This is a genomic window from Streptomyces sp. SCSIO 30461 (assembly GCF_037023745.1).
In the GTDB taxonomy this organism is placed as follows: domain Bacteria; phylum Actinomycetota; class Actinomycetes; order Streptomycetales; family Streptomycetaceae; genus Streptomyces.
The window spans coordinates 1327972-1350297 of the sequence record NZ_CP146101.1 but is presented as its reverse complement, the minus strand read 5'-3'; the positions used below and the strand labels follow the sequence as shown (position 1 = coordinate 1350297).

Below are 22326 nucleotides of genomic sequence, written 5' to 3'. Positions count from 1 at the left end.
CCCACCGTGCTGTGGTCGATGACGATACTCATGAGCCGCCGGCTGGCCCGGCGGCGGGCGTGAACCGTCCCGGGGTGGGCTTGTCGGCCCAGCCCCGGTCGGTTAGCCGCACAACCCAACGGCCCGAGCATGCCTCGCCATGCCGGCATCATGCCTGAACTGCGGAAATGCCCATCAAGCTCGCTACGACAACGGCTTCTTACCAGCGCGTGCGTGGCAGCTCCTCTACCGTGTTGCACCATGACCATCCTGATCATCGGCGGCAGTGGCTTCCTGGGCACTGAGCTGGTCCGCCAGGCGATTGCGGCGGGCCATTCGACGGCTGCGACGTTCGCCACCCGGCCTGGCGGCACTCCGAAGGTCTCGTGGCACGCCCTCGATCTGCGCGACTCCACTCGCATCGAGGCAGTCATGTCCAAGGTGGAGCCTCGCGTGATCGTCAACGCGACGAGCGGGGGGCCCGATTGGACGGTCACGGCCGAGGGGCCGGTCCGCCTGGCGATGACCGCGGCGAAGCGCGGCAGCCGCCTGGTCCATGTATCCAGCGACGCCGTGTTCTCCGGCGCGGACGTGCACTATGACGAGACCCGCCTCCCCGACCCCGTCACCCCCTACGGCGCGGCAAAGGCCGCCGCAGAGACCGGCATCCGCTTCGTGAACCCGGAAGCCGTCGTCGCCCGCACCTCTCTGATCATCGGCGACCAGCGATCGGAACACGTACGCGCGGTGCACGACCTCGCGGCCGGCACCCGCACCGGCGCCTTGTTCACCGATGACATCCGCTGCCCCGTACACGTCGCCGACCTGGCCGCCGCCCTGCTGGAACTCGCGTCCAGCGACCGGGCCGGCGTCCACCACCTGGCAGGAACCGATGCCGTGAGCCGCCATGAACTCGGCACCCGCATCGCCCGGCGTGACGGGCTCGACGCGTCCCGGCTCCCCACCGGCCTGCGGGCCGAGAGCAGTCTTCCCGGAGCACTCGACGTCCGCCTCGACGTCCGCGCCACCCAGGACCGGCTCCGGACAAAGCTCCGCGGCGCCCGCCAGTTCCTTGCCCTGGGGACGTGAACTCATCTCGCCAGCCATGTGATCGTCCACGCTCAGATTCCGGTGGTACTGCGCAGCCCTCGATGAGATGGGCCGGTTCCGGCGCTCCGGGCCCTTCCGCCGCGTGAGCCCCGGTTCCGCGAGAGTCAACTGGACTGAGAACACCGGCCGAGCCAGTTCCCACACCACCTGGCAGCCCTGCAGGTCACGGCGCCACCCGCTGCCAACTCAAATGAGATGGGACATCAACGCTGACGCCAATTGAGGCAGCAGTGGACTGTCGGTGGCTGGTGGCAGGATCACCGGCATGGTTTTCGTACGTACTACTCCGCCGAGGCCCGTCCAGGTGACCGCGGTCTTTCCCGAGCTGGCTCCGTTGGCGCGGCCTGCGGTGCGGCTGCATCCGCGTCCGGGGTCGCCTTCGGTAGGGGACAGCTCGGTCGGGGGGCCGTTGCTGTGGCCGGCAGGGGAGCCGTGGCCGCACTGCGAAGACGCGCACCTGCACGTGGACACCGGATTCCGCGAGTCACCGACCGAAGTGCGGCTCGGAAGACGCTTGCGGTCCCGGTGGCGCCCTGACGGCCGGGCTGCCACGCTCACACCCGAGGAGGAGGCGCTCAAGGAGCGCGATGCCGCGCGGCTCGCCGAGCGGCTCGACGCCGGCCCTCCCTATCCCGCCGAATGCCCTGTCCCGATGTTGCCCGTGGCTCAGCTGTTCCTGCGTGACATACCCCTGTTGCGGCCGCCCGGGAAGGCCGATCTGCTTCAGGTTCTCTGGTGCCCGTACGAGCACGAACCGCATTACAAGCCGTCGACCGCCCTGTTCTGGCGCTCGGCAGCAGAGGTCGGCGACATCCTCGCCACACCACCGGAACCGTACGAGGCGGACTATCCGGGTTACGTGCCAGAGCCGTGCGTGCTGGCGCCAGAAGCGATCACTGAGTACCCCAACAGCCTGGATCTGAGCCCGGAGCTGCAGCTGATGCTGGATGACTGGAGCAGGTGGCAGGCAGCCAGCGCTGGCGTGGACAGCTCCTACGCAGCGTATCCGCGCGAGTTCTACCACGTTCACCTGGGCAACGCACCCGGCTGGAAGGTCGGCGGCTGGCCTCTGTGGGGCCGCACCGACCCGTACCGTCGCTACTGCGCTGTGTGCGAGGTGCAGATGGTCCCGCTGCTGACGATCGCTTCCTTTGAGTGGGGCGGCGGTGAAGGTCGCAGCTGGGCGCCGCAGGAAGACCAGGCCGCCCTGGCTGACTCTCACTACCGGGGCCAGAGCCCCTCGCAGCCGACGCGGGTAGAAGTAGGCAGCACGGACAACATGCAGATCTACGTCTGCCCGACCTCCCCCGAACATCCACACACAGACCTGGTCCAATGAACTGTCGGCCTGTCACACACCCTCCTGTAGACGGGGACAGGAATGCTGCCGAGTCAGGGCGTGTGACGAACCGCTTGCCTCACCGGTGACAACCAGGCTGCTTCGTCCGGTCGAAACCGCAGGTCAACGGAGGCCGATGATGACAACTATCGTGCTTCGGCTCATGTGATCCGGCTACCCGCACAACTCGGTGTGATTGAGCGTTCCAGCTGGCCAGTTGAGCGCATCCGTCGGAGCCGCCCGCCCCCGGTGACCGGATGGTGTCCCGCCGAGTGGTGTAACAGCGGTCTCCGCATAGCCCCTGGTCAAGGCGCGGATCGGGGCGGCCGCGCCCACCCCCTTCGGACGGCATGTCAGCAATAGGGGCCGCGAGCGTCCGCCGCGTTCTTGGTCGCGATGTAGCCCGAGGTCAGCCGGATGAGGTGCGCGGCAGCTGACATCAAAACTGACTGCCCATCAGGCATAGGGTGATCGCGGACGGGCCGATTGTGGCCGCAACCTGCGCTTTGGCGACTTACTCGAGCGGGACCTCGACGGCCTCGCGCCCACAGCAGAGCCGTACCGTGGGTGTGCGGGTCTGCTGTGGGCGCTCCACGCTACGTCCTACGCCGTCACCGGCCCCCACCGGCTCATCCCCAGCTCCCACCCGTAGGTGCGGCCTCCGGCTTCCCGCCCCGCCGGACCGCAAGGCCCGGGAGACTGGATGACGTGTGGATGGGGCTGGAGATGAAGGACGCCAAGGCTGCGCTGGAGGGCGTGATGCCGTGGCTCGCGCCGACGGGGAAGCTGACCGTGTGTAGATAGCCACTCAGCATCGTGATGAACGGGCGGTGTTGTGCCGTTGGTGATGGTGATGGTGGGCAAGTCGGTGCAGGAGGGTTGTTCTTCGGAGCGCTGGGCGGCACCGTGATCATGTCCTGAACATGACCACGGCCCTCCCGCTCGTTTGCCGCGTCCGGGAGGGCCGTGTGAGCGCCAACGGAGGGCGCTTTGATCATGGTAGATGTGACAGCTTCGGTTGTCGAACAGCGCTTGTCGGCAGGCGAGTTGTCGTGCCCGGACTGTGGTGGAGTGCTTGTCCGGTGGGGTTGGGGCCGGTCGCGGAGCCTGCGAGTTCTGGACGGGGTCGTGGTGGTGCGTCCGCGCCGGGCCAGGTGCCGCTCCTGCGAGGCGACGCACATCCTGCTTCCCGTGTCGTCCCTGGTCAGACGGGCGGATGTGGCGGAGGTCATCGGCGCCGGGCTTGAACTCGCGGCGACGGGGTGGGGCTTTCGGCGGATCGCCACGCGGTTGGGCAGGCCGGCCACGACGGTGCGGGGCTGGCTGCGGTGCTGGTCGCGCCGGGCGGGCCGGACCGCGGCGGTGTTCACGTCCCTTCTGGTCGCGCTGGCCGACGATCCGGCCTTGGTGCTGCCGACTCCGGCCGGGACGGCGGTCCGGGACGCGGTGTCCGCGGTGACAGGGTTCGCCCTCGCCGCCGCGGCGAGGCTGGGGATGGTGAAGGTGCCTACCTGGTTGCTGGCGTCGGCGGCCTGTCACGGCCGCCTGCTGTCACCGGGCTGGCCGTCGGCCTGAACCCAGAAACGATCAACACGACCTGGCCCTGACGGAAGCGGTGGGCCCGGTTCCACCCTGGCGGTTGGCATGTCCGCAACCGCTCTGGGAGGGCCGCTGGATGGCGTTGGTCGATGAGGAGGAGCGACAGCGGGCCGAGCGGGCCCACCAGGTCGCTTTGTTCCGTTACCAGTTGATCCGTGAGGCGGCTGACGCTGCCCTGAGCCCGCGGCAGCGCGGGGCGATGGTCCGGGCGATCGCCGCGAAAGTGCACACGGATCCGTTCGGCAAGCCGGTCAAGGTCACGCGGGGGACGGTGGACCGCTGGCTCAGGCTCTGGCGCGAGGGCGGCTTCGACGCTTTGCTGCCGCCGACCCGGCAGGTCACTCCGCGCACGCCGCAGGAGGTGCTGGACCTGGCGGCCGCGCTGAAGCGGGAGAACCCGACCAGGTCGACCGCGCAGGTGGTACGGATTCTGCAGCAGCACCTGGGCTGGGGTCCGTCCTATCGCACGGTCCACCGGCACCTTCAACGGCTAGAGCTGCTGACCCGCCCGGACGGGCAGGCGCCGGAGGCATTCGGCCGGTTCGAGGCCACGCGTCCGAACGAACTCTGGGTCGGCGATGCCCTGCACGGTCCGAAAATCGCAGGTCACAAGGCATACCTGTTCGCGTTCGTCGACGACCACAGCCGGACGGTGGTCGGGCACCGCTGGGGCGGCGCCGAGGACAGCGTCCGCCTGGCGGCGGCTCTTCGGCCGGCGCTGGCCGCCCGCGGCGTCCCCGAAGGCGTCTACGTCGACAACGGCTCCGCTTTCGTGGACTCCGCCCTGCTCAGGGCATGCGCGAGACTCGGGATCAAGCTGATCCACTCGACCCCGGGACGCCCGCAGGGCAGAGGCAAAATCGAACGCTTCTTCCGAACTGTCCGGGAACAGTTCCTCGTCGAGGTCGACACGGAGAAGGTCACCGACCTGCCCACGCTGAACAGGCTCTTCACCGCCTGGGTCGAACAGGTCTATCACCGGCGGGTCCACTCCGAGACCGGGCAGCAGCCGCTGGAACGCTGGCTGGCCGGGGCGCCGTTCCCGACCCCGACCCCGGACGCGCTGCGGGAGGCTTTCCGCTGGTCCGAGCTGCGGAAGGTCGCCAAGACCGCCACCGTCTCGCTCCAGTCCAACACCTACAACGTCGACGCCTCGCTCATCGGCCGGCAGGTCGAGCTGGTCTTCGACCCCTTCGACCTGACCGACATCGACGTCCGCTTCGGCGGCCGCTCGTTCGGCAAGGCGATCCCGCACCTGATCACCCGGCATGCGCACCCCAAGGCCAAGCCCGAGACCCCGGCCGCCGAGCCGCCGGCGCCGACCGGCATCGACTACCTCCGCCTGATCGACACCGAGCGCACGAAGGAGCTCGGGCAGCGGATCAACTACGAGGTGTTCCTGCCCGGCTCCGACCAGCCCGTCGAAGCCGTCGACCTGACCGAGGAAGGCTCGTGACCAGCGGCAATCCGGTCCAGGACCGGCTCGACGAGCTCGACGACCAGGAGGCGTCGGCCCGCCTGCTGCTGGAGCGGACGCTGCGGCTGGCCGGCCGCATGCTCGATCACGAACGGCCCACCGGCCCGGCCCTGCGTCTCGCGGTCCGCTTCCACCGGCGGGCCGAAGGCGCCGCGACCGAACTGGACGACACCATCGCCTACTTGGAGAGGAACAACGGGCGTTGATAGACAAATTGACGGCGCACTGGGGCTTCACGCGCATGCCGTTCGGCAAAGACCTGGCGCCCTCGATGCTGCACCGGCACTCCTCCCACGCGCAGGCCGTCGCCCGAATCACCTGGTGCATCGGCGAACGGGCCCTGGGAGTGATCACCGGAGAGGTCGGCGCGGGCAAGACGGTCGCGGTCAGAGCGTCGCTGTCCCAGCTGGACCACCCCCGCCACAAGGTGATCTACATGGCGAACCCCGCGGTCGGGGTCGCCGGCATCCACCACGCGATCGTCACCGCGCTCGGCGGCGTCCCCCCGACCGCACAAGTCGACGCTGATCCCGCAGGCCACCGACCTGCTGGCCACCGAGAACAACGAACGCGGGCGGGTCCCCATCCTGATCATCGAGGAAGCCCACCTGCTCGACCACGAGCAGCTGGAAGCGATCCGGATGCTGACCAACGACGAGATGGACTCCAGCAGTCCGCTGGCCTGCCTGCTGATCGGCCAGCCGACCCTGCGGCACAAGATCAAGCTCGGCGTCCTGGCCGCCCTCGACCAGCGCATCCAGGTCCGCTACAACATGCCGTCCATGACCAACGAGGAGACCTCCTCCTACCTGGTCCACCACCTCGCACTGGCCGGCCGCACCGACACCCTCTTCACCGACGACGCGACCACGCTGATCCACGACAGTGCCCGCGGCTATCCCCGCGCCGTCAACAACCTCGCCGTCCAGGCCCTGATCTCCGCATACGCCGAGGGCAAGCCCATCGTCGACGAGACCAGCGCCCACAAGCGGCTGATGCTGCTCACCCGGTGAGCACTGGTGTCCTCGGCGGGTGTGACCAGCTCTGGCCACACCCGCCGGCGCGGCCTCGCCGCAGCCGACCCGCTGGGCTGTCCGGTTGCTGAGGGCGTTTGGCGGGCGCTGTGGTTTATCAGTGTCCTGCGCAGCCGTCGTGTCCGCAGCCGCCGCAGGCATCTTCCTGGTTGCAGGCGCACTTGCAGGATTTCGTCCGGTGGCGGTCCGGACGTCCGGGGTTGCCGCTGGTGCGAGGGCTGGGGGGTGTGGGGGTACGGGGTGCGGGGATGCGCACGGTGCGGGGTCGTGCCGGTCGCTCCGGGTTGCTGAGGTCTGCGGCGATGTTCACCAAGCGCAGGCGGTCGACGCGCGGGTGGTGGTCGAGGAGCGTCAGTTGCTGGGGCAGGGTGGGGTCGGTCAGTCCCGTCGTGTGCCATCCAGCGGCTGTGATGAGATGCGCGGCGGCCTCGGCCTCAAGCCATGCGGCGTGGTGGGGCGACACCCGGCCGACCTGCTGGTCGCAGATGTAGTCGGTCGCGCTCCGCAGTAGTCGGGCCATAGGAGGGCACGAGTCATTGTTTGCCTCCAACAGGTTTCGGCTGTAGTCGAGGATCTTGTGGACGAGGACGCGGTGTTCGCCGAGATCAGGTGTGAGCATGCCGTTCAGTCCTTTCTCAAGGTGTCCGGCGGCGGGGCCGAACAGTTGGCGTTTGTGCCGAATCGGCAGGTGGGAGTGGTCTCGTCGGCGGAGGGGCGAGGCCATTGGCGTTGGCCAAGGGCGGTTTGCCGGGTGGTGATGCCGCCGCAGCCGGTTCGGGGCCGTGGTGATCTGGTGCAGTTCCGGGCCGAGGGCGGCAGTCAGCCGTACGCGAGCAGCCCGCGTTGCTCGTCCGGTGGGGCCCGTGGCGGGTGGTGCGGCGTACGCGCGTGGATGCGTGCGCTGCGGCGAGCGGCGCCGTGGCAGGTGTCCCTGTCGTCATTGCGGGACGCGGGCGGTTGGGCGGGTGTGCTGCCCGACCCGGAACGTGCCGGGCAGCACGCCCGGGAGGCTCAGGGGCGGATGACGGTAAAGTTCCCGACCTCCGGACCGGGGCACGCCTGCCGGGGTACGGGTGCGGGGTCGGCGAGCCTGGTGCACAGGGCGCGGATCAGGTGGGTCGGGGTGAGCGGGTGCGCGGTGGCGTACCACAGGGCGGTGTCATCGATGGCGCGCCGGGCAGCCAGCAGCCAGTTCGTGCCGACGTTGCCGCAGATGCTGGGCGGCAGCGGTGTGACCACGACAGTCTGCTGGTCGGGCCCGTACCACACGCACTCATCCTGGGCGAGATCGCGCATCCAGCCCGCCGCGTCCAGCGGCCGAGTGGCCGCTTCGTGCGGCAGCGGTGCGCTCAGGTAGTGGGGCCGACCCTGGTCGGAGAGCTCCTGGGCCGGGTCGGTGAGGGCGGTGGCGAGCGTGGCGATCAGTTCAGGCGGGGTGGCCGGGGCAAAGCGCACCTTCCAGGCGGCAGCTACTCCGGGGGCCCGGCGGGCGGTGAACTCCCAGCTCCAGGAGGCCGGGCATGTGCTCTGGACCGGCGATGTGCGGTTTCGGACCTGGAGGGCTTCCAGCAGCCCGCCCTCCTCGCGACGGCTGAACACGATGGCGTGCTCGTGGGAACCGATCTGCCAGCCGTCAGCCAGCAGCCACATGACCAGGGAGCCGGTAGCGGTGGCGTCCGGGCCCGCCAGGTGGCAGGGGGAGATCAGGTATGGGGGATTGCGTCGTGGGGCCATGTCTGGACTTCCCTTGTTTGCGGTGCGGTTGTTCCGGGGTGCCGTCCCTCGGTCGTGACCCGGGGGCGGCACCGGGGTCAGGGGTTGGTGGTGGCGAGGGCGCGGGTGGCGGCCTTGCCGATCACGGCGGCGGCCTGGGCCGGGTCGGTGAGTTCCAGGAGGGTGGTGCCGGGCAGGGGGCGGGGGTCGGGATCGAAGGCGAGCCACAGCACCGCGCACCCTGCCGCGCGCAGCGCGGTGACGCGTTCGGCGGCGGTGGCGGCTTCGGCGGGGCGGTAGTAGCCGTCGGAGGCGATGACCAGCAGGCGGCCCGCGCCAGGGGTGGTGAGGTCGAGTGCGGCGGTGAGGGCGTCGGTGGCCTCGGCGAGGCTGTGTCCGCCGCCAGCCGCGTCGAACTCGGTCACCGTTGTAGGGGCGCGGCCGGGCATGGTGATCGCGGTCAGGGATCGGCGGTAGGCGATGGTCGCGGTACGCGAGTCCGGGTCGGTGAGCGCGGCGGCCTTGGCGACGATCCAGGCGGCGGAGGCGATCGGTGCGGCGGCGGCCTGCATCGAGCCGGAGACGTCGACCGCGATACCGACCCGCAGTGGTGGGGTGGGGCCTTGGCGGCGCTGGGTGCGGATCCAGGGCTGGGCGGTGGGCATCGCTCCCGCCGCCTTCTGCGCGTCCCTCGCCAGTGCGCCTCGCATGCTCAGGCGTCCGGGCGGGGCCGCCGAGGCGGTGACGGTGATGGTGCGTTCCCGGAAGGCCGCCGCCCGCAGGACCCGCGCGAGCTGCCCCGCTGCCGCCTTCTCCGCCGGGGTGGGCGGCCGGGTCCCGGTCACCGGTGAGGAGAGACGCTGTCCTTTGCCTCGCTGGCTGTCCGGAGTGAAGGGGCGTGCCCCGGGAGCGAAGACCTTCTGGGCGGTCCGGGCGGCCTCGCGTGCGTGGGCGGCCTGGGCGGCCTTCGCCCGGGTGCGGGCGGTGCGGGTGGCTGTGGCGCGGGCCTGGGCCTCGCGCTGGGCGGCCTCGTTGGCAGTGACCCGGGCGGTGGCGTTGCCGATCGCCTCGGCCAGTTCACCGATGTGCCCGCAACGCGCGTCCGGGGCCGGTTCCGGCTTGTCGGGGGCCGCGCCGAGGGCCTGGCACCAGGCGCGGGCGTGTTCCAGCATGCTCTGGGTGTCCTCGTCGGCGGTGGTGTGCGCGGCGGTCCAGATGGTTTGGAGGGTGTCCAGCCGGTGTGGGCCGAGAATGCCGCTGACCGCTTGTTGGACGGGCAGGGTTTCGTCCGGGTCGAGGATTTCGGCGTCGCGTCGGGCGAGGATCAGGGCGGCGGCGAGCCCGGCCTGCCACGCGTCTCCCGGTGTCTGGGCGGTGAAGTCGGCGAGGACCAGGGTGTGGAGGGCGGAGCGAAGGAACGTGCGGTCGGCGGGGCGGCGTGCGAGGTGGGCGCGTTCGGCGCGGGATTCCTCCAGCATCTGGGCCGCCGCGTCCAGGGCGGTGCCGCGCAGCGGTGGCGGGGTGGTCCATCGGCTGTGGGCGGCGTGCGCGGCCTCGTGGGTGAACGCTCCCCAGGCAACCGGGTAGTTGTGTTCGTCTCCGGGCCGGGTGGGGTCGATGGCGGTCGGGTGCAGGGGGGCGAAGAGTGCCCGGTCGATCTCCAGGGCGGCCCGGGCGGGGAAGAAGGACGCCGGGGCGCCGGAGCGGGTCTGTGTCTCGCAAGTGACGATCACGTCCTCGCGTCCGGTCAGTTCGGGCAGGCGCGTGGTCAGGGCGGCGGCGATCCGCAGCCAGTGCCCGGTCTGCGGGCCCGGCCTCGGCTCGTGCGCGGGGCCGCCGTCGTCCTCCCAGCGGGCGTGGGCCAGTTCGGCGTCGGTGGGTGCGGGCGGCGCGAGCAACACGTGAGCGGGTGCGGGCATGGCAGACGGGATCCCTTCCAGGGGTTGGTGGTGGGGGCCGGGCCCGGCACTTGGCCGGACCCGGGCGGGTCGGGTCAGAGCTGGCGGCCCAGGGTCAGGGCGGTGACCGGGCGGCCGATGACTTTGGTGACGATCTCGGCGACCGTGTCCCGGTCCTCCAAGGGGGCGATGCCGACCAGGTTGGCGAAGGCCGCCTCGGTGCCCAGCACGTCGGCGATCTTCTGGAAGGCGATCAGCTCCCGTAGTTGTGGAGCCCATCCGGTGTCGCCTGCCTGCTGGAGGGTGGCGAGGTTGCGGGCGATCCGCACCGCCGTGCGGTCGATGCTCAGGGAGGCGGCCAGGTCGTAGTCGGAGCCCACCTGGATCTGCACGCTGAACCGGGAGGCGAGAGCCTCCGTGAGGACTGCCCCGTGAACACCCGGGTTGTGTCCGGCGATCACATAGAACCCGTCGGCGGCGGTGACTGTCTCGCCCTTGTGGGCCTTGACCTGGATCTGTCTGCGCCCGTCCATCGCCGGATAGAGGGCGGCCAGCACCTTCGGCGAGATCAGGGTGGCATCGTCCAGGAGGAGGGCGCGGCCTTCCTGCATGGCGGTCACCAGCGGTCCGTGAATGAACTGGTAGCCGCCGCCCGCGTCCTGGGTGTACTCCCCGATCAGGTCGCCGACCGTGGTGTCGCCGTCCCCGGCCACCGTGATCAGGTCCGGGAAGGCAGCCTCGATCAGCGAGGTCTTCCCTGTGCCCGGCGGCCCGTACAGCAACACCGCCACCTGCGCCTGACGCAGCCGCCGCAGCGCCTCCACATCCGGCAACTGCGCCAATGCCCTCGGGTGGTAGCGCTGCCCGTTCGGGCGGATGATCGGCTCCGGGCGCCCGCCCGGCGGGGAAGCCGCAGCCGCTGGTGCGGCGGACCGGCGCGGCGCCGTCGGCCCTGGGCTCGGGACGGGCAAAGGCCCCGGGGGGAACTGGGCGGCAGCGGAAGTCGATGCCGTCGCCCGGTACATGCGCGGTTTGGAGCCGCACCGTTCCGCTTCACCCCGAACCGTCAGGGTCTCGCAAGCATTGCCCACCGCCCCGCCGGAATGCCCCAGCATCCCCGACAGCTCCGTGACGCTGTACATGGCCGCCGGGTTCCCCGACAGCACTCGCGCGATCATCGCCCGTAGCTGGCCCGGACGCGCCTTCCCGCCCGGACCCGAGGGTGAACTCACAGCCACTGTCGAGCTATTCGGCGCACGGGACGCGGGTGTCTGCGTGCCGGTCCCCGACGGCTCGGGCATCGGTGCGGCGGTAGCGGTCATCTCATAAAGCCCTTCTCTGCAGACACTGCCAAACCGAATCCGAGAACCCCAGGCCCGTTTTTGGGCGCACTCCACCCGTCATCCGTTTTCGGGCGGAGTTCGTCGAGGGGTTCCCTTTCCCGCATTCTCCGGGAACAATTCAAATATAGCTCGACCCGCACATCACTTAAAGCCGTATTTCGACTTAGGAATGCTGGAATTCTCGCGAATTCACGACCCTATTTCAGGGGAATTCCCGGCGGTACGACGCAAGGCGTCGTCGCCGGTGACCTGGACGACCGATTCCCAGGCGTAGGCGCGGCGCCGACATTTCGGGAAATCGACTGCACGCGCGAATCACGCCACCGGCGCGGCCGCCCTCGGCTGCGCCTGGGTGCCGCCGCGCCTCACAGTGCGGGTGTCAAGCAAGCGTGCATGGCCGAGTGGTTCGAGATAGAGGCATCAATGAGGGGTTGCAGTAGGGCGGCGGATGACGGCAGCGACGTGCTGGTGGGCAGCGGGCGCCGGGGCCGGCTGGTGGTGGATCGGGATGTGTTGCTGCACCGATATACAGTCGCCCTCGCCCGGCCGTGGCTCGCGTGCCGCCTGACCTGCCGGGTTCCCGTTCACTGGGGTGTCGTATCCAAGCGCGCACCCGTAAGTGACGGTGGATACGACACCAGAAACGACGGGGCGAACGCCATCGAGTCACACTCGCCCGAAAAGTGGTGGAGAGGCCCTGCGGGACTTGCCGGTCTACCGCGTCACACCGGCTGGACTCCTGGGCGTGACCAGGGCCTTGGTGACTGGCTCTGGTGCGAGGCCGAGGTCCGCAAGGTGGCGCTCAAGGCGGGTGTACGTGTGCCGGGCTGCGTCGTGGCGCCCTGCGGTCTGGTAGAGGCGGATGGTGTGCTGCGCCAGCCTCTCGTGGTCAGGGTGCAGAGTGCCCAGGTGCTCCAGGAGCGCGAGGGCTTCGGTCCGCTCCTGGGGTGCGGCGTCGGCTCGTTCGGCTTGGCGGGCCAGGCGCAAGGCGGCGTCGGAGGCCTGGGTGGCGAGGTGTTCGCGGATGGCGTCGGCCCACAGGTAGTCGCTGCCTTGCGCGAAGGGTCCTCGGTAGTGGGTCAGAGCGTCACACACGACGGCCAAGGCAGTGTTCTCGTCTCCGTCGCCTGACGTGGACGGCGCGGAGAAGGCTCCCTTCAGGCAGCGGGTGAAGTCGGCGAGGTCGATTTCCACGAGGTCAGGATGGAGTTTATGGAATTCTCCTTGAAGGAGGACAAATTCTTGCGCGGTGATTCCGGTGGCGGCACGTAGGGCTCGCCGGACGGCGCGGCGCAGGTTTTTCAGTGCGTTTTGGTCGCTTCCCGGGGCGAGGTGGAGTTTGTCAGCGATGTCGGAGGCGAGCAGGCCGGTGGGGTGGGCGGCTAGCAGGGCGAGGAATTCATGGACTTCGCTGCGCAGGTTCGTACCGATGGGATCGGGGTTGCCTCGGGCGTAGAGGGTGATGGGTCCAAGGACGTGGAGGCGTACCGGTTTGGTTTGCGTCGGCCGTGACGCCGTATCCACTGAGTACGGCGAGCAGGGTCGGTCGTCGGATTCGGACTCGGACTCGGTCGGCGGTTCGGGGTGCTTGTCGTGCGCGGGCTGGTGGGGGATGGGGAGAATGCGCAGCCGAGGGCGTTGCCCGTGGGCGGTGAGCAGCACGTCCGTCATGTCCTGGCCTGCCTCGGGGCTGAGGTGGAACAGCCGGAGAGGGCTGGGACGGTCTGTGTACGACTGGGGGATGGTGGTGCCGTCTGCGGAAACTTGCCAGCGCGCGGCACCATGCAGAGCGGTACCCAGAGTGAGGACGATCAGGCCGCCGGGACGGCTGCGGGCGGCCAGTGCCTGCATCTGACCGGTGGTTGCGGCGTCCGGCACTGCGAGCAGGAGCAGGGTGCCGGGGCTGCTCCGCTCGGCGGCGTGGGCATGCTCCGCTTCGGTTGCCACGGGCCCGGCCTCGAGTTCGGCCTGGGTTCGGGCGTAAGCGATCAGTCGCTGCTCGGCCGCTCGAATGGCCTGTGTGAGGTCGCTGCTCTGGGTCAGTGCGGTGAACTGCGCCGGAAGGCCGGGTAGGAGTCTGTCGGCCACGTCTTTGGGAACGATCGCTTGAACGTGCGGAGGCTTGGGCCGCTGGCGTTCGGCGGCGGTGAGGATGCCCACCAGCAGGGCTCGGGCAGCGCCTTCGGCACCGGGCCCGACCCAGGCGCAGCCTCCTGGAGTGGCGAGAGCGTCGAGCGGGACCTCGGTGTCGTCCCGAACGCCGATGGTGACTGTGCTCGAGGGCTGGGGTTGCTGCGGCGGGGTGCGGCGGGTGATCAGAGCGTCGGGATCCTGTGGCAGGCGGGGTTGAGTGGCTGCGTGGGCTGCCCGTGCCGCCTTGTCCACCAGTGGGCTCAGGGCGGGTACTTCCGTCTCCTTGTCGGGCTCTCTGAGTCGTCGTTGGTGCCAGAACCAGTAGCGGCGTGCGGCCAGCAGGCCTGCTGCTGTGGTGATACCGATCAGGCTGGCGCTTCCGAGGCTGATCGCAGCCGGGCCTTGCGTTGCGTCCGCCCTGGTGGTGCTGGCACCGCTCGACCGATCGATCTTGGCGGGAGTCGGGGCGCCTGGCTGTGAACGGCCGGTATCAGCGTGCTGGTGAGAGGGTGCTTGAGCCGGTGAGTTCTCGGCGGGTGAGGTCGGGGGCGTGACGGGCGGGGGGTCCGCCGGAGGCGGTGTCGATGGGCGAGCGATGGCTGAGGTGGCGGGGATGGTCAGCTGCCATCCCGGCCTGAGCAGGTCCGGGTCGGTGAGTCGGGCGCCATCGCATTGGGTGCGGTCCTTGTTGAGCGCGTAGATGCGCGGCCAGTTGATCCCGTCACCCAAGTGCGTGTGCGCGATGTCCCAGAGGGAGTCGCCCTCGATGACGGTGTACTCAATGTGCCGGAGGTCCTGTGCCTGCCCGTGCGGTACGGCAGGTGACGAGCTGCTGCCCGGGGGCATGGCCTCAGTGGAGTCCGCGGCGTTTTTGGCCGTGCGAAAGGCGAAGGCGACCGGGACGGGAGCGATCGGGGCTGTTGCCGCGATGTGCGCTCGTAGCTCGCCCGAAGAGGTGGGCTGCTGGGCGCCGGCCGGGTGGGGGCGGCACAGGGTGAGTACGGCGACGACGAGGGTTCCGACGCACAGGGCGGCCATGGAGCCCCGCAGTGACAGTGTGGCCAGATGCTCATGGTGCGCGTGCCGGCTGCGCAGCAGTTGTGGGAGGTGGGTGGTGTACCAGATGGTCTCGCGGATGACGCTGAAGGCGAAGGCGGCCCAGCACAGCCAGCCCGTGACGGCCAGCAGGTCGATCATCAGAGGATCGCTGACCGGTTGGAGGAGCCGTTGGCCGAACTCAGCGAGGGAGGAGACGTGTTCCGGCCAGGGGATGCCTGCGGCCCGCCACAGTACGTAGGGCATCCCTGCCAGGAGGGTGAGCGCAAGGGCCAGGGTGCCGACGGCCGTGACGGCTGCGTTCAGGCGCTGACGCCAAGGGGAATGGGTGATCATTTGCCGCCGTCGCTCTCCTCAGCCAGGTGATCGATTGTCAGGGGGTGAGGCGTTCCGCGCGTGCGGAGCCGGTGGCGTGCACGGTGAGGGTGCGCAGGCCGATGAGCTGCAGTACCTGAGTGCTCTGGTGATGGGTGACGTGCACGGTGACGGCGTCACTCCGGACCGACGCCGTACCTGTGTCCCCGGTCGAAGCGATGTGGGCGCGGGCAGCGGCCGCGGCTCTCTGTTTCAGCAGTCGGACCTGGCTGCCTCTGCGCAGTCGGCCTACGTCCAGTTGCTGTGCACCCACACGGGCGGCTTCTTGAGCTGTATCCAGAGCCTGGGCCTTGGCGGCGAGGGCGAGTCCGCCGTCGACGACGATTCCGGCGAACAGCCACAGCGCCGCGATGACGCCGACGGCGAACGGGGTGAGCTGTCCGCGGTCATCATGGCAGAAGGTCGATCGAAGTCGGCCGGAGGCAGGATGTGCTCGGACGCGTCTGTTCACGGCGTGCTCCTGAAGACGTCGACGACGGAATGCGCCGTGTCGGCGAGGCGTACGCGACCGGGTAGCCCTGTGCGAGTCAGGTCGCCCAGTTCCGCGGTGCACGAGACTTGCGCAGTCACCGTGGCGCCTGGTGCGAGGCCGCGGGTAACCAGGCGGACGCTGGGCCGCGTGCATGAAGCTCCCGCCTCGTTCAGTGCCGCACTCGCCACGCCCTCGGCTTGGGCCCGGGCTTCCTTTTCGGTGCGGGCCAGGGAGGCGGCGCGGGCAGCCTGGTATGCGGCGTCCGCCAAGATCAAGCGTGCATCGGCCAGTCGCCCGAATGCGACCACGACCAGGAGGACGAGCACGAGCAGGGGTGTCACCAGCACCAACTCCATCGCCGCCGAACCCCGCTCGTCTCGCCTGCGGAGTGCCCTGCGGGTCACGGCTGGCCTCCGGTCGCTGTCGTGACCCTCTCGGTGGGCCCGGAAGCTGTGCCCGCGGCATGCAGTGTCAGGCCGGGCACTACCCGGATGACCGGCCCCCTGACCCGCACGGTGGTCCGAGTGGCGGTGCGTTCGACGATCACGGAAGGGCGGATCAGGACTCGGTCGCCCAATGCGGCGAGGCTGCGCCTTGCCTGCGCCCGGCCGTCTGCCGCGGTGCCGTCCTCGACGCGGGCGGCAGCCAGCCCCCGCTCGGCGGCGTACTGAGCGATGTGCCGTGCATGCCAGACGAGAGCGAACTGCACCACCAGCAGCGCGATCAGCAGCAACAGCGGGACGACCAGTACCAATTGCAGGCTCACCGCCCCACGATCACCGCACTGCCGACGTGAAGACGCGGTCATCTAGCCGCCGAGGTCGATGCCGTTGGCCTTGGTCAGCACCTTGCCCACGATGATGCCCACCACCGCCAGGGCCAGGGTGGCCAGCAAGGCCGTGACCACGATGGTCTCGGTGGTGTATCCCGCATCCGAGCGCAGGTGGCGGCGAGCATCGGCAACGTGAGCACGCGCCAGACCGGCGAGGGCGTCGAGGTGGAACATCATGAGTGCTCTTTCTTCGATCTCACGGTGAGGAGGGGCGTTCAGTTCATGGACAGGACATGGGCGAGGGCGGGGTAGCCGATCAGGAGCAGGAAGGCAGCGAACAGGCCGACCACGGGCAGCGACATCCGCTCGGTGGCCGCCTGCGCGGCTCCGTCGGCCTCGGAGATGCGGCGGCGGCGCGTCGCTCGCGCCTTCGCCGCAAGCGATCCGCGGATCTTTGCGCCCTCGCTGCCCGCGAGGTTCAGCGTCGACGCGAGTTCGGCCAGGTCGCTCACGTCCAGTTGCCGTCCGAGCTCGCCCAGGTGACTCCAGGGGCTCGTGCGGGTGAGCTGCGCGATGTGGAGCGCGTGCCGTAGCTTGCTCGCCGCCCACCCGCCCGGCGAGGCGACGGCCTGGGTGAGCGCCTGCTGGATGCCGGCACCGCCGGCGAGCGCGATCACCGTCAGGTCCAGGACGAGGCTGAGCGTGTGGCGCATCTCGCGGCGCCGCCTGGCAGCCTGCTTGCGCACGGTCAGGTCGGGCGCGAAGAACAGCAACACGGCCAAGGACAGCGATCCGGCCGACGGCATCAACCACCCCGCCTCAACCCCGGCGCCCAGACGCAGCAGCAATGCGACGGCCCAGGGGGCGAGGAGTCCGGCTGCCGCACAGACGGCCTTGCCTGCCACCAGGTGGTGGCTCTCATCCGTACCGCACACGGTCAGGTCTGCGCGCAGCGACTCGCTGGGGAAGCCGAGCGCCCGCACCAGCGGTACGGCGCGTAGTCCGAGCCGGGTGCCCCACTCTGTCGCGTCCGTCACCCGTGTGCCTGAAACAGCCGCCGGTACGGGTGTGTTGAGTGCGGTGAGCACGTCCGCGAGAGCGGGCCGGGGTGGGCGCAGCCCGTAGACGAGGGCGGTCGCTCCCGCGCCGAGTAGCGCGCCGAGCAGCGTGACGATCACCGCGCACCGCCCTGTTCGGCACTCGCTTCAATGCGGCCGACCGGGGCTGCCGGAGCGAGACGGACCGGCTCCTCGATACGGCCGACCACGGTCAGGCAGGTGAAGCTCATGGCGAACAGAACACCGACCGCCATGAGAACCGCCTGTCCGGTCAGCGTGTCGAACGGGTCCAGATAGGCCCGGTTGAAGACCACGAGCCCCACCGTCATAGCCAGTGTGGTGATGACCGTGACCCGCACGCCGGTACGCACGCTGGCGCGCCCGGCGTCGATGCGCTGTCGCATCGCAGCCTGTTCGCGCACCGAGTCGGCCAGCTCACCCAGCAGAGGGGCGAGCTGGCTGGCCTGCTGCTCGGCCGCCATCACGAGCGCGGCTACCACCACATCGGCGAGTGGGTCGTCCATCTCGTCGGCGAATGCCCGCAGCGCTGTCGGCAGAGAGCGCCCCGCACGCACGGCGGCGGCCAACTCACGCAACTCCGGCTCGAGTGGCGCCGGGGCGATATCCGCGGTCGTCAGTACCGCCTGCTCCAGACCGGCCGCGGCGGACAGCGTGTCGCGCAGCATCTCGGTCCACAGGGCCAGCGCCTCCATCCGCCGCGTACGCCGCGCCGCCTGCCGGTCTGGGCCCAGCAAGCCGGGCAAGGTGAGCATGGCGACGGGGGTGAGCACGGCCGCCACCGGCCATCTCGTCAATGCTCCGGCCACCGCACCCGCTGTCAGCGCTATCACGACGCGCCGAGTGGTCCAGTCGGCAGGAAGCAGCTCCGCCAGTGCACGCCACAGGCCGGTCCCTTTCTCCCGGGCAGCGTGCCGCATCGTGCCGCGGCAGATGGCCACCAGGCCGCACCCGAACATCGCCCCGCACGCCACCGCTGCCCCCGCCAGCGCACCGGGCCCGAGCCCGGTCGTCATCACGCGGCTCCCCACCGCGGGAAAGCAGCGCGGCGCGGGTCCAGCCCCACCGCGACCAGGCTGTTCAGGGTCTCGCTGCGCGGCGGAGTGGCGGGAACCGCACGCCCGTCGGGGCCGGGCCGGTACACCTCGTTGGAAACGACTTGGGCTCCGTCGGCGTCGATGACTTCTCGCACCGAGTCGATTACGCGGCGACCGTCCTTCGCCCAGCCGAGATGGACCACGAAGTGGACCGCGGAGGCCACCATCAGGTTCGTTGCCTCCAACGACAGCCGTTCGGGCGCCTGGGCCGCGTAGGAGGCGAGTTTGGTGAACACCCCTCGTGAGGTGGAGGCATGAATGGTGGACAGTGAGCCGTCATTGCCCTGGGACATTGCGTTGCACATAGGGATGACCTCCGCTCCGCGGATCTCCCCGACGATGACCCTGTCCGGAGACATGCGCAGCCCCCACCGCACAAGTTCCGCCTGGTCGATACCACCCCGGCCCTCGATGTTCGGCTCCCGGGCCTGCATGGCCACCACGTTCGGGTGCGCCACCGGGTCGGCGTCCAGGCCGAGCTCGAAGGTGTCCTCGATGGTCACCAGCCGCTCGTGCGGCGGGATCTCGTGAGCGAAGGCTCGCAGCACAGTGGTCTTGCCTACGTTGGTCCCGCCGCCGATCACGATGTTCTTGCGTGCACGGACCAGGGCGCGCAGGAAGGCGGCGAGTTGCTCGTCGCACACCTCCAACCGCACCAGCTCCGCCATCGAGGCGGCGGGGAACCGGTGCCGGCGGATCGTCAGCGACACCCTGCCCGTGACAGCCATCACGGCGAAGAGCCTTGATCCGTCGGGAAGTTGTAGATTCAGACGGGGTGCGCCACGGTCGAAGCGCCGTTCTTCGCCGCCGGTACGGGCCGCGAGCGTGCGGACCAGCTCCACCAGTTCTTCGTCCGAAGCAGCCACCGGGCTCTCACGCCGCCACGCACCGGTCTCGTCCTTGACCCACACGTTGTCGCTGCCGTTGACACAGATGTTCTCCAAGCCGGTGTCGGCGAGCAACCGCTCCAGGCTCCCCGTGCCGAACAACGCGTCCCTAACGGTTCGGGTCACCCGCTCCTCAGCCGCGACGTCGATCACCGCCCGCCCCTCGGCCAGAGCCTGACGCCGCTGCGCGCCCAGCTCCTCCGCCAGCAGACGGTCAACTGTGGCCCGTCGCGCGCCCTCGTCCTCTGCCACCAGCCCGGCGTGTTCACGTTCACCCACGTAGGCTGTCAGCCGGGCCGCCACCCGCTGCCGCACCAGATGCGCCAGCTCGCCCTCGCCGCCAGTGGTTTCCGCAATCAAGGACATCAGCTGCTCGCTCACGTTTCGCTCTCCTCGACTTCTCGCACCCGCACCGCAGCTGTCCGGCTTCCACCCGTCAAGAGCTGCTCGCTGTCTTCCAAACCGTGACCGCCGCGCGAGAGATCGGTCGGAATCTCTTTCCGAGGCTCCGCCATCTGACGGGCCAGCAGCCGTGCGGCGCTCATCAGCGGCGAAGGCCGCAGCCTCCTGGTGCCCAGGGCACCCGGTTTCGGGCTGTTCATGGCGGCCACGCTCTTGGTGTCCCAGGGCAGGAAGAACAACCGCGGAATCCCGAGCGTGCCCACGATCTCCTCTGCCGGATACGGGCACGGCCCGACCACAACGAGCGTCACCCGGCCAGCGCCTGCCTCAGTAGCGAAACCACCGGCCGACACATGAGTCAGGGACTCCGCTCCGCCACGGGATACCAGCACCAGTCGGTCGGCCGCCGCCAGCAGGGGCTCGACATCTTCAGTGAGTCGCCCCACATCCAGCAGCACGGTTCCTCGATCGTGGCTGTCCCCCAGCAACACCTGTCGACCGACCCCACCAGCCAGCAGCCGCACGGCTTCGCGGCACGGACCGCGCCCGGGCACGGCGGCCACCACGCGAGTCCGGAAGGGGATCTCATTCACCGCTCCGAGCAGGGACCCTGAATGCGGCTGTCCAGCCGCCGCCGCGACATCGAGCAACGATGGCGTTGCCGGAAGCCCGAAACGGATCATGAGGTCACCGCCGGAGACATCCGCCTCCACCACGACCGGCCGCACCCCGCCATCGGCATCCGAAGGCCACGCGGCAGCGGCTGCCAGCGCCGTCGTCGTCACCCCTGGCGCGCCGGCCACCGAACCGACGACCACCAGCCGCCTCACGGCGCATCACGCCTGTCCGCGGACAACACCACCACACGCGGATGCTCCAACTGGACTGCCCGGCGTGCAGCCGCGGTCTCCACCAAGACCGTCACCACACGCGGTCCACCTGCTGACTCCGATGCCCGCACCCCTGCCACCGTCCCCACCACCGCCGAAGGAACGCTCGCCTGCGCTTCCGCGTCCACCCTGACGTCGGCAGCCCCGGGAAGGAGCGCCACACGCTCACCGCGTACAAGATCCGGTGGTGCTCCACCCACCTCCACCGCGAGCGACACTTGCGAGAATCCGATCGGGGGGAAATCGGCGCTGGGGCCGACATGACCGGGTGCGAGCAACGCACCTGCCACCAATGGAACCCTGGCCCGCCGACCCAATACGCTGCCCCGCTCCGCAACCTGCACCACACCCGTGTCCGCCGCCACCTCGACAGCGCGCAGGTCAGAAGCCTTCAGGACCTGCCCGGCCGACACATCCCGAGCCAGCACCAGAACCTGGTCCCGCTCCCCCACGGCCTGTGCGATGAGTGTGAACCCGACCGCCGAGACCACCACCGCCCCCAGCCCTGCCCACACCCAGCCCAGCCGACGCTGCCGACCGGCTGTCACCACAGGCGGATCCTCCGGACTCGGCTGACGCGCGCCCGGCACCCTGAACCCGCTGCTCTTCAGGGCCGAAGAAGACATGGGGGCACCCACAATTCACCTCACGATCAAGAAGATGCCGGTCATCGACCGGCTCGGTCCCCTTTTGCAGACCGACCGGACAGCTCGCCTCAGCGCGTCACGACGGCCTGGACCTCACCCACCACCAGCTGCCGCTGCGCGGTCATCTCCAGTCCGGGCACGACCCCTCTCTTCCCGCCCCCATTCCACTCGACATCCCACGTCACCTGCACCGACACCGAGTAGGCACCACCCGAGGTCGACGGTGACGCCCGCTGATAGGTGTAACCGCAATCCGGAGAGGGTTCTTTCGGGTCATAGACATCCGAAAACGGAGTTCCCGGCCCCAGGCAAGTCACCTGACCGCCGTCCCCCATCGACCACACCGCATTCCGCGGCCTGGCCGTCGCCGTGACGGTCACGCCCTCCACAGAAGCCGAGGCAACAACCGGTCCCCAGGCAGACTGCTCCACCCACATCCAGGTGGGGACATGGACCACCTGCACGAGATCCTCGGGCGGACTCGTCCGGATCACCGGCTTCGGCAACTTCAGCTGCTTCACCGCTCGCTGGACGACGACTTCCACGGAAACCGGCTGCCCCGGCTTCGGCTTCTTCCCATCCTCGGGGTCAAACCGCGGCAAGATCCCAAGGCCATCACCCAGGTCGTACTCCCACCCACTCGACGCGATCGTCGGAGGCTCCACCGGCCCGCTGGCGCCCCGATTCGGGAGCGCGCGGCGAGGGGACCAGCGCTGCGCCGTGACGGCCGGTCCCCTCTTGACACTCTTTGCCTCCGCTTCGCACGCAGCGGGACCGCAAGTCACCCCGGCACCCGTACTGAACACGTCGTCAGCCCTCACGCCATGCGCAGCGCAGAGCACCGCAGCACAAGCCGTGACCGGCAACAGGAAAGTAGACGGCCTCAGCAACTCCCGACCTGCCCGATGTACAGGTGGTCAACCCGCCAACGGCCGCCTCGCTGGGAGACAGTTGCGTCAATACGGTGATGGCCGCCCGGTACAGCATTCTCCGGCTCACCGTCCGTCGTATGGTGCAGCCAGTGAGT

General features: G+C 69.7%; 21 protein-coding genes and 1 pseudogene. 7 read left to right on the top strand and 15 right to left on the bottom strand.

What is annotated here, in order from left to right; all coding sequences use genetic code 11:
- Window positions 1-240: 240 nt before the first annotated feature.
- The 6 genes and pseudogenes from V1460_RS06230 (at window position 241) to V1460_RS06205 (ending at window position 6517) form a co-directional block, all read left to right on the top strand.
- Window positions 241-1068 carry a sugar nucleotide-binding protein gene (locus V1460_RS06230; protein ID WP_338672615.1) on the top strand — a complete coding sequence of 276 codons (828 nt, stop codon included), beginning with the start codon at window positions 241-243 and terminating at the stop codon, window positions 1066-1068.
- 286 nt (window positions 1069-1354) lie between these two features.
- Complete coding sequence (locus V1460_RS06225; protein WP_338672614.1) at window positions 1355-2428, top strand: hypothetical protein; 1074 nt, start codon at window positions 1355-1357, stop codon at window positions 2426-2428.
- A gap of 1191 nt (window positions 2429-3619) precedes the next feature.
- Window positions 3620-4003, top strand: a complete 384-nt coding sequence (locus V1460_RS06220) for a helix-turn-helix domain-containing protein (protein WP_338672613.1) — start codon at window positions 3620-3622, stop codon at window positions 4001-4003.
- 100 nt (window positions 4004-4103) lie between these two features.
- Window positions 4104-5483: a DDE-type integrase/transposase/recombinase gene (locus V1460_RS06215; RefSeq protein ID WP_338672612.1), complete on the top strand. Its 1380-nt coding sequence runs from the start codon at window positions 4104-4106 to the stop codon at window positions 5481-5483.
- The gene (locus V1460_RS06210; RefSeq protein WP_338672611.1) at window positions 5480-5710 is read left to right on the top strand and encodes a hypothetical protein; all 231 of its coding nucleotides are present in this window, start codon (window positions 5480-5482) and stop codon (window positions 5708-5710) included. The genes V1460_RS06215 and V1460_RS06210 overlap by 4 nt, the downstream gene beginning before the upstream one ends.
- Before the next feature lie 35 nt (window positions 5711-5745).
- Window positions 5746-6517 (top strand): annotated as a pseudogene (locus V1460_RS06205) (ExeA family protein).
- A 118-nt stretch (window positions 6518-6635) separates the two neighbouring features.
- Here the strand turns inward: V1460_RS06205 and V1460_RS06200 are convergent.
- The 4 genes from V1460_RS06200 to V1460_RS06185 form a co-directional block, all read right to left on the bottom strand.
- Window positions 6636-7157: a hypothetical protein gene (locus V1460_RS06200; protein WP_338672610.1), complete on the bottom strand. Its 522-nt coding sequence runs from the start codon at window positions 7155-7157 to the stop codon at window positions 6636-6638.
- Between the two features lie 392 nt (window positions 7158-7549).
- Entirely contained in the window at window positions 7550-8272 is a 723-nt protein-coding gene (locus V1460_RS06195) for a DUF317 domain-containing protein (protein WP_338672609.1), read from the bottom strand.
- Between the two features lie 77 nt (window positions 8273-8349).
- Window positions 8350-10170 carry a VWA domain-containing protein gene (locus V1460_RS06190; RefSeq protein ID WP_338672607.1) on the bottom strand — a complete coding sequence of 607 codons (1821 nt, stop codon included), beginning with the start codon at window positions 10168-10170 and terminating at the stop codon, window positions 8350-8352.
- 74 nt (window positions 10171-10244) lie between these two features.
- The gene (locus tag V1460_RS06185) at window positions 10245-11327 is read right to left on the bottom strand and encodes an AAA family ATPase (protein ID WP_407077410.1); all 1083 of its coding nucleotides are present in this window, start codon (window positions 11325-11327) and stop codon (window positions 10245-10247) included.
- Between V1460_RS06185 and V1460_RS06180 the strand changes: the two genes are divergently transcribed.
- Window positions 11278-11478, top strand: a complete 201-nt coding sequence (locus V1460_RS06180) for a hypothetical protein (RefSeq protein ID WP_338678380.1) — start codon at window positions 11278-11280, stop codon at window positions 11476-11478. The genes V1460_RS06185 and V1460_RS06180 overlap by 50 nt on opposite strands.
- A 728-nt stretch (window positions 11479-12206) precedes the next feature.
- Here the strand turns inward: V1460_RS06180 and V1460_RS06175 are convergent.
- The 11 genes from V1460_RS06175 to V1460_RS06125 all read right to left on the bottom strand — a co-directional run bounded on the left by V1460_RS06175 (window position 12207) and on the right by V1460_RS06125 (window position 21844).
- Window positions 12207-15017 carry a BTAD domain-containing putative transcriptional regulator gene (locus V1460_RS06175; protein ID WP_338672606.1) on the bottom strand — a complete coding sequence of 937 codons (2811 nt, stop codon included), beginning with the start codon at window positions 15015-15017 and terminating at the stop codon, window positions 12207-12209.
- A 37-nt stretch (window positions 15018-15054) separates the two neighbouring features.
- The gene (locus V1460_RS06170; protein ID WP_338672605.1) at window positions 15055-15507 is read right to left on the bottom strand and encodes a pilus assembly protein TadG-related protein; all 453 of its coding nucleotides are present in this window, start codon (window positions 15505-15507) and stop codon (window positions 15055-15057) included.
- A complete protein-coding gene (locus tag V1460_RS06165; protein ID WP_338677922.1) occupies window positions 15504-15884 on the bottom strand; it encodes a TadE/TadG family type IV pilus assembly protein in 381 nt (126 codons plus the stop codon). Before V1460_RS06165 ends, V1460_RS06170 begins: the two co-directional genes overlap by 4 nt.
- 44 nt (window positions 15885-15928) lie before the next feature.
- On the bottom strand, window positions 15929-16336 hold the full coding sequence (locus V1460_RS06160) for a TadE/TadG family type IV pilus assembly protein (RefSeq protein ID WP_338672604.1): 408 nt from the start codon (window positions 16334-16336) through the stop codon (window positions 15929-15931).
- On the bottom strand, window positions 16337-16537 hold the full coding sequence (locus V1460_RS06155; RefSeq protein ID WP_407077409.1) for a hypothetical protein: 201 nt from the start codon (window positions 16535-16537) through the stop codon (window positions 16337-16339).
- A 38-nt stretch (window positions 16538-16575) separates the two neighbouring features.
- Window positions 16576-17478, bottom strand: coding sequence for a type II secretion system F family protein (locus V1460_RS06150; protein WP_338672603.1), 903 nt, complete (start codon window positions 17476-17478; stop codon window positions 16576-16578).
- Window positions 17475-18392 carry a type II secretion system F family protein gene (locus V1460_RS06145; protein ID WP_338672602.1) on the bottom strand — a complete coding sequence of 306 codons (918 nt, stop codon included), beginning with the start codon at window positions 18390-18392 and terminating at the stop codon, window positions 17475-17477. Before V1460_RS06145 ends, V1460_RS06150 begins: the two co-directional genes overlap by 4 nt.
- Window positions 18392-19741, bottom strand: coding sequence for a CpaF family protein (locus tag V1460_RS06140; RefSeq protein WP_407077408.1), 1350 nt, complete (start codon window positions 19739-19741; stop codon window positions 18392-18394). Before V1460_RS06140 ends, V1460_RS06145 begins: the two co-directional genes overlap by 1 nt.
- Window positions 19738-20592 carry a hypothetical protein gene (locus tag V1460_RS06135; protein ID WP_338672601.1) on the bottom strand — a complete coding sequence of 285 codons (855 nt, stop codon included), beginning with the start codon at window positions 20590-20592 and terminating at the stop codon, window positions 19738-19740. The genes V1460_RS06140 and V1460_RS06135 overlap by 4 nt, the downstream gene beginning before the upstream one ends.
- Window positions 20589-21203, bottom strand: coding sequence for an SAF domain-containing protein (locus V1460_RS06130; protein ID WP_338672600.1), 615 nt, complete (start codon window positions 21201-21203; stop codon window positions 20589-20591). Before V1460_RS06130 ends, V1460_RS06135 begins: the two co-directional genes overlap by 4 nt.
- Window positions 21204-21367: 164 nt before the next feature.
- A complete protein-coding gene (locus V1460_RS06125; protein ID WP_338672599.1) occupies window positions 21368-21844 on the bottom strand; it encodes a hypothetical protein in 477 nt (158 codons plus the stop codon).
- Window positions 21845-22326 lie beyond the last annotated feature (482 nt).

Coding starts and splice junctions, on each gene's coding strand:
- V1460_RS06230 (WP_338672615.1), top strand. CDS start 241: ATGACCATCCTGATCATCGGCGGCAGTGGCTTCCTGGGCACTGAGCTG.
- V1460_RS06225 (WP_338672614.1), top strand. CDS start 1,355: ATGGTTTTCGTACGTACTACTCCGCCGAGGCCCGTCCAGGTGACCGCG.
- V1460_RS06215 (WP_338672612.1), top strand. CDS start 4,104: ATGGCGTTGGTCGATGAGGAGGAGCGACAGCGGGCCGAGCGGGCCCAC.
- V1460_RS06200 (WP_338672610.1), bottom strand. CDS start 7,157: ATGCTCACACCTGATCTCGGCGAACACCGCGTCCTCGTCCACAAGATC.
- V1460_RS06195 (WP_338672609.1), bottom strand. CDS start 8,272: ATGGCCCCACGACGCAATCCCCCATACCTGATCTCCCCCTGCCACCTG.
- V1460_RS06190 (WP_338672607.1), bottom strand. CDS start 10,170: ATGCCCGCACCCGCTCACGTGTTGCTCGCGCCGCCCGCACCCACCGAC.
- V1460_RS06185 (WP_407077410.1), bottom strand. CDS start 11,327: ATGATCGCGCGAGTGCTGTCGGGGAACCCGGCGGCCATGTACAGCGTC.
- V1460_RS06175 (WP_338672606.1), bottom strand. CDS start 15,017: ATGATCACCCATTCCCCTTGGCGTCAGCGCCTGAACGCAGCCGTCACG.
- V1460_RS06165 (WP_338677922.1), bottom strand. CDS start 15,884: ATGGAGTTGGTGCTGGTGACACCCCTGCTCGTGCTCGTCCTCCTGGTC.
- V1460_RS06160 (WP_338672604.1), bottom strand. CDS start 16,336: ATGACCGCGTCTTCACGTCGGCAGTGCGGTGATCGTGGGGCGGTGAGC.
- V1460_RS06155 (WP_407077409.1), bottom strand. CDS start 16,537: ATGATGTTCCACCTCGACGCCCTCGCCGGTCTGGCGCGTGCTCACGTT.
- V1460_RS06145 (WP_338672602.1), bottom strand. CDS start 18,392: ATGACGACCGGGCTCGGGCCCGGTGCGCTGGCGGGGGCAGCGGTGGCG.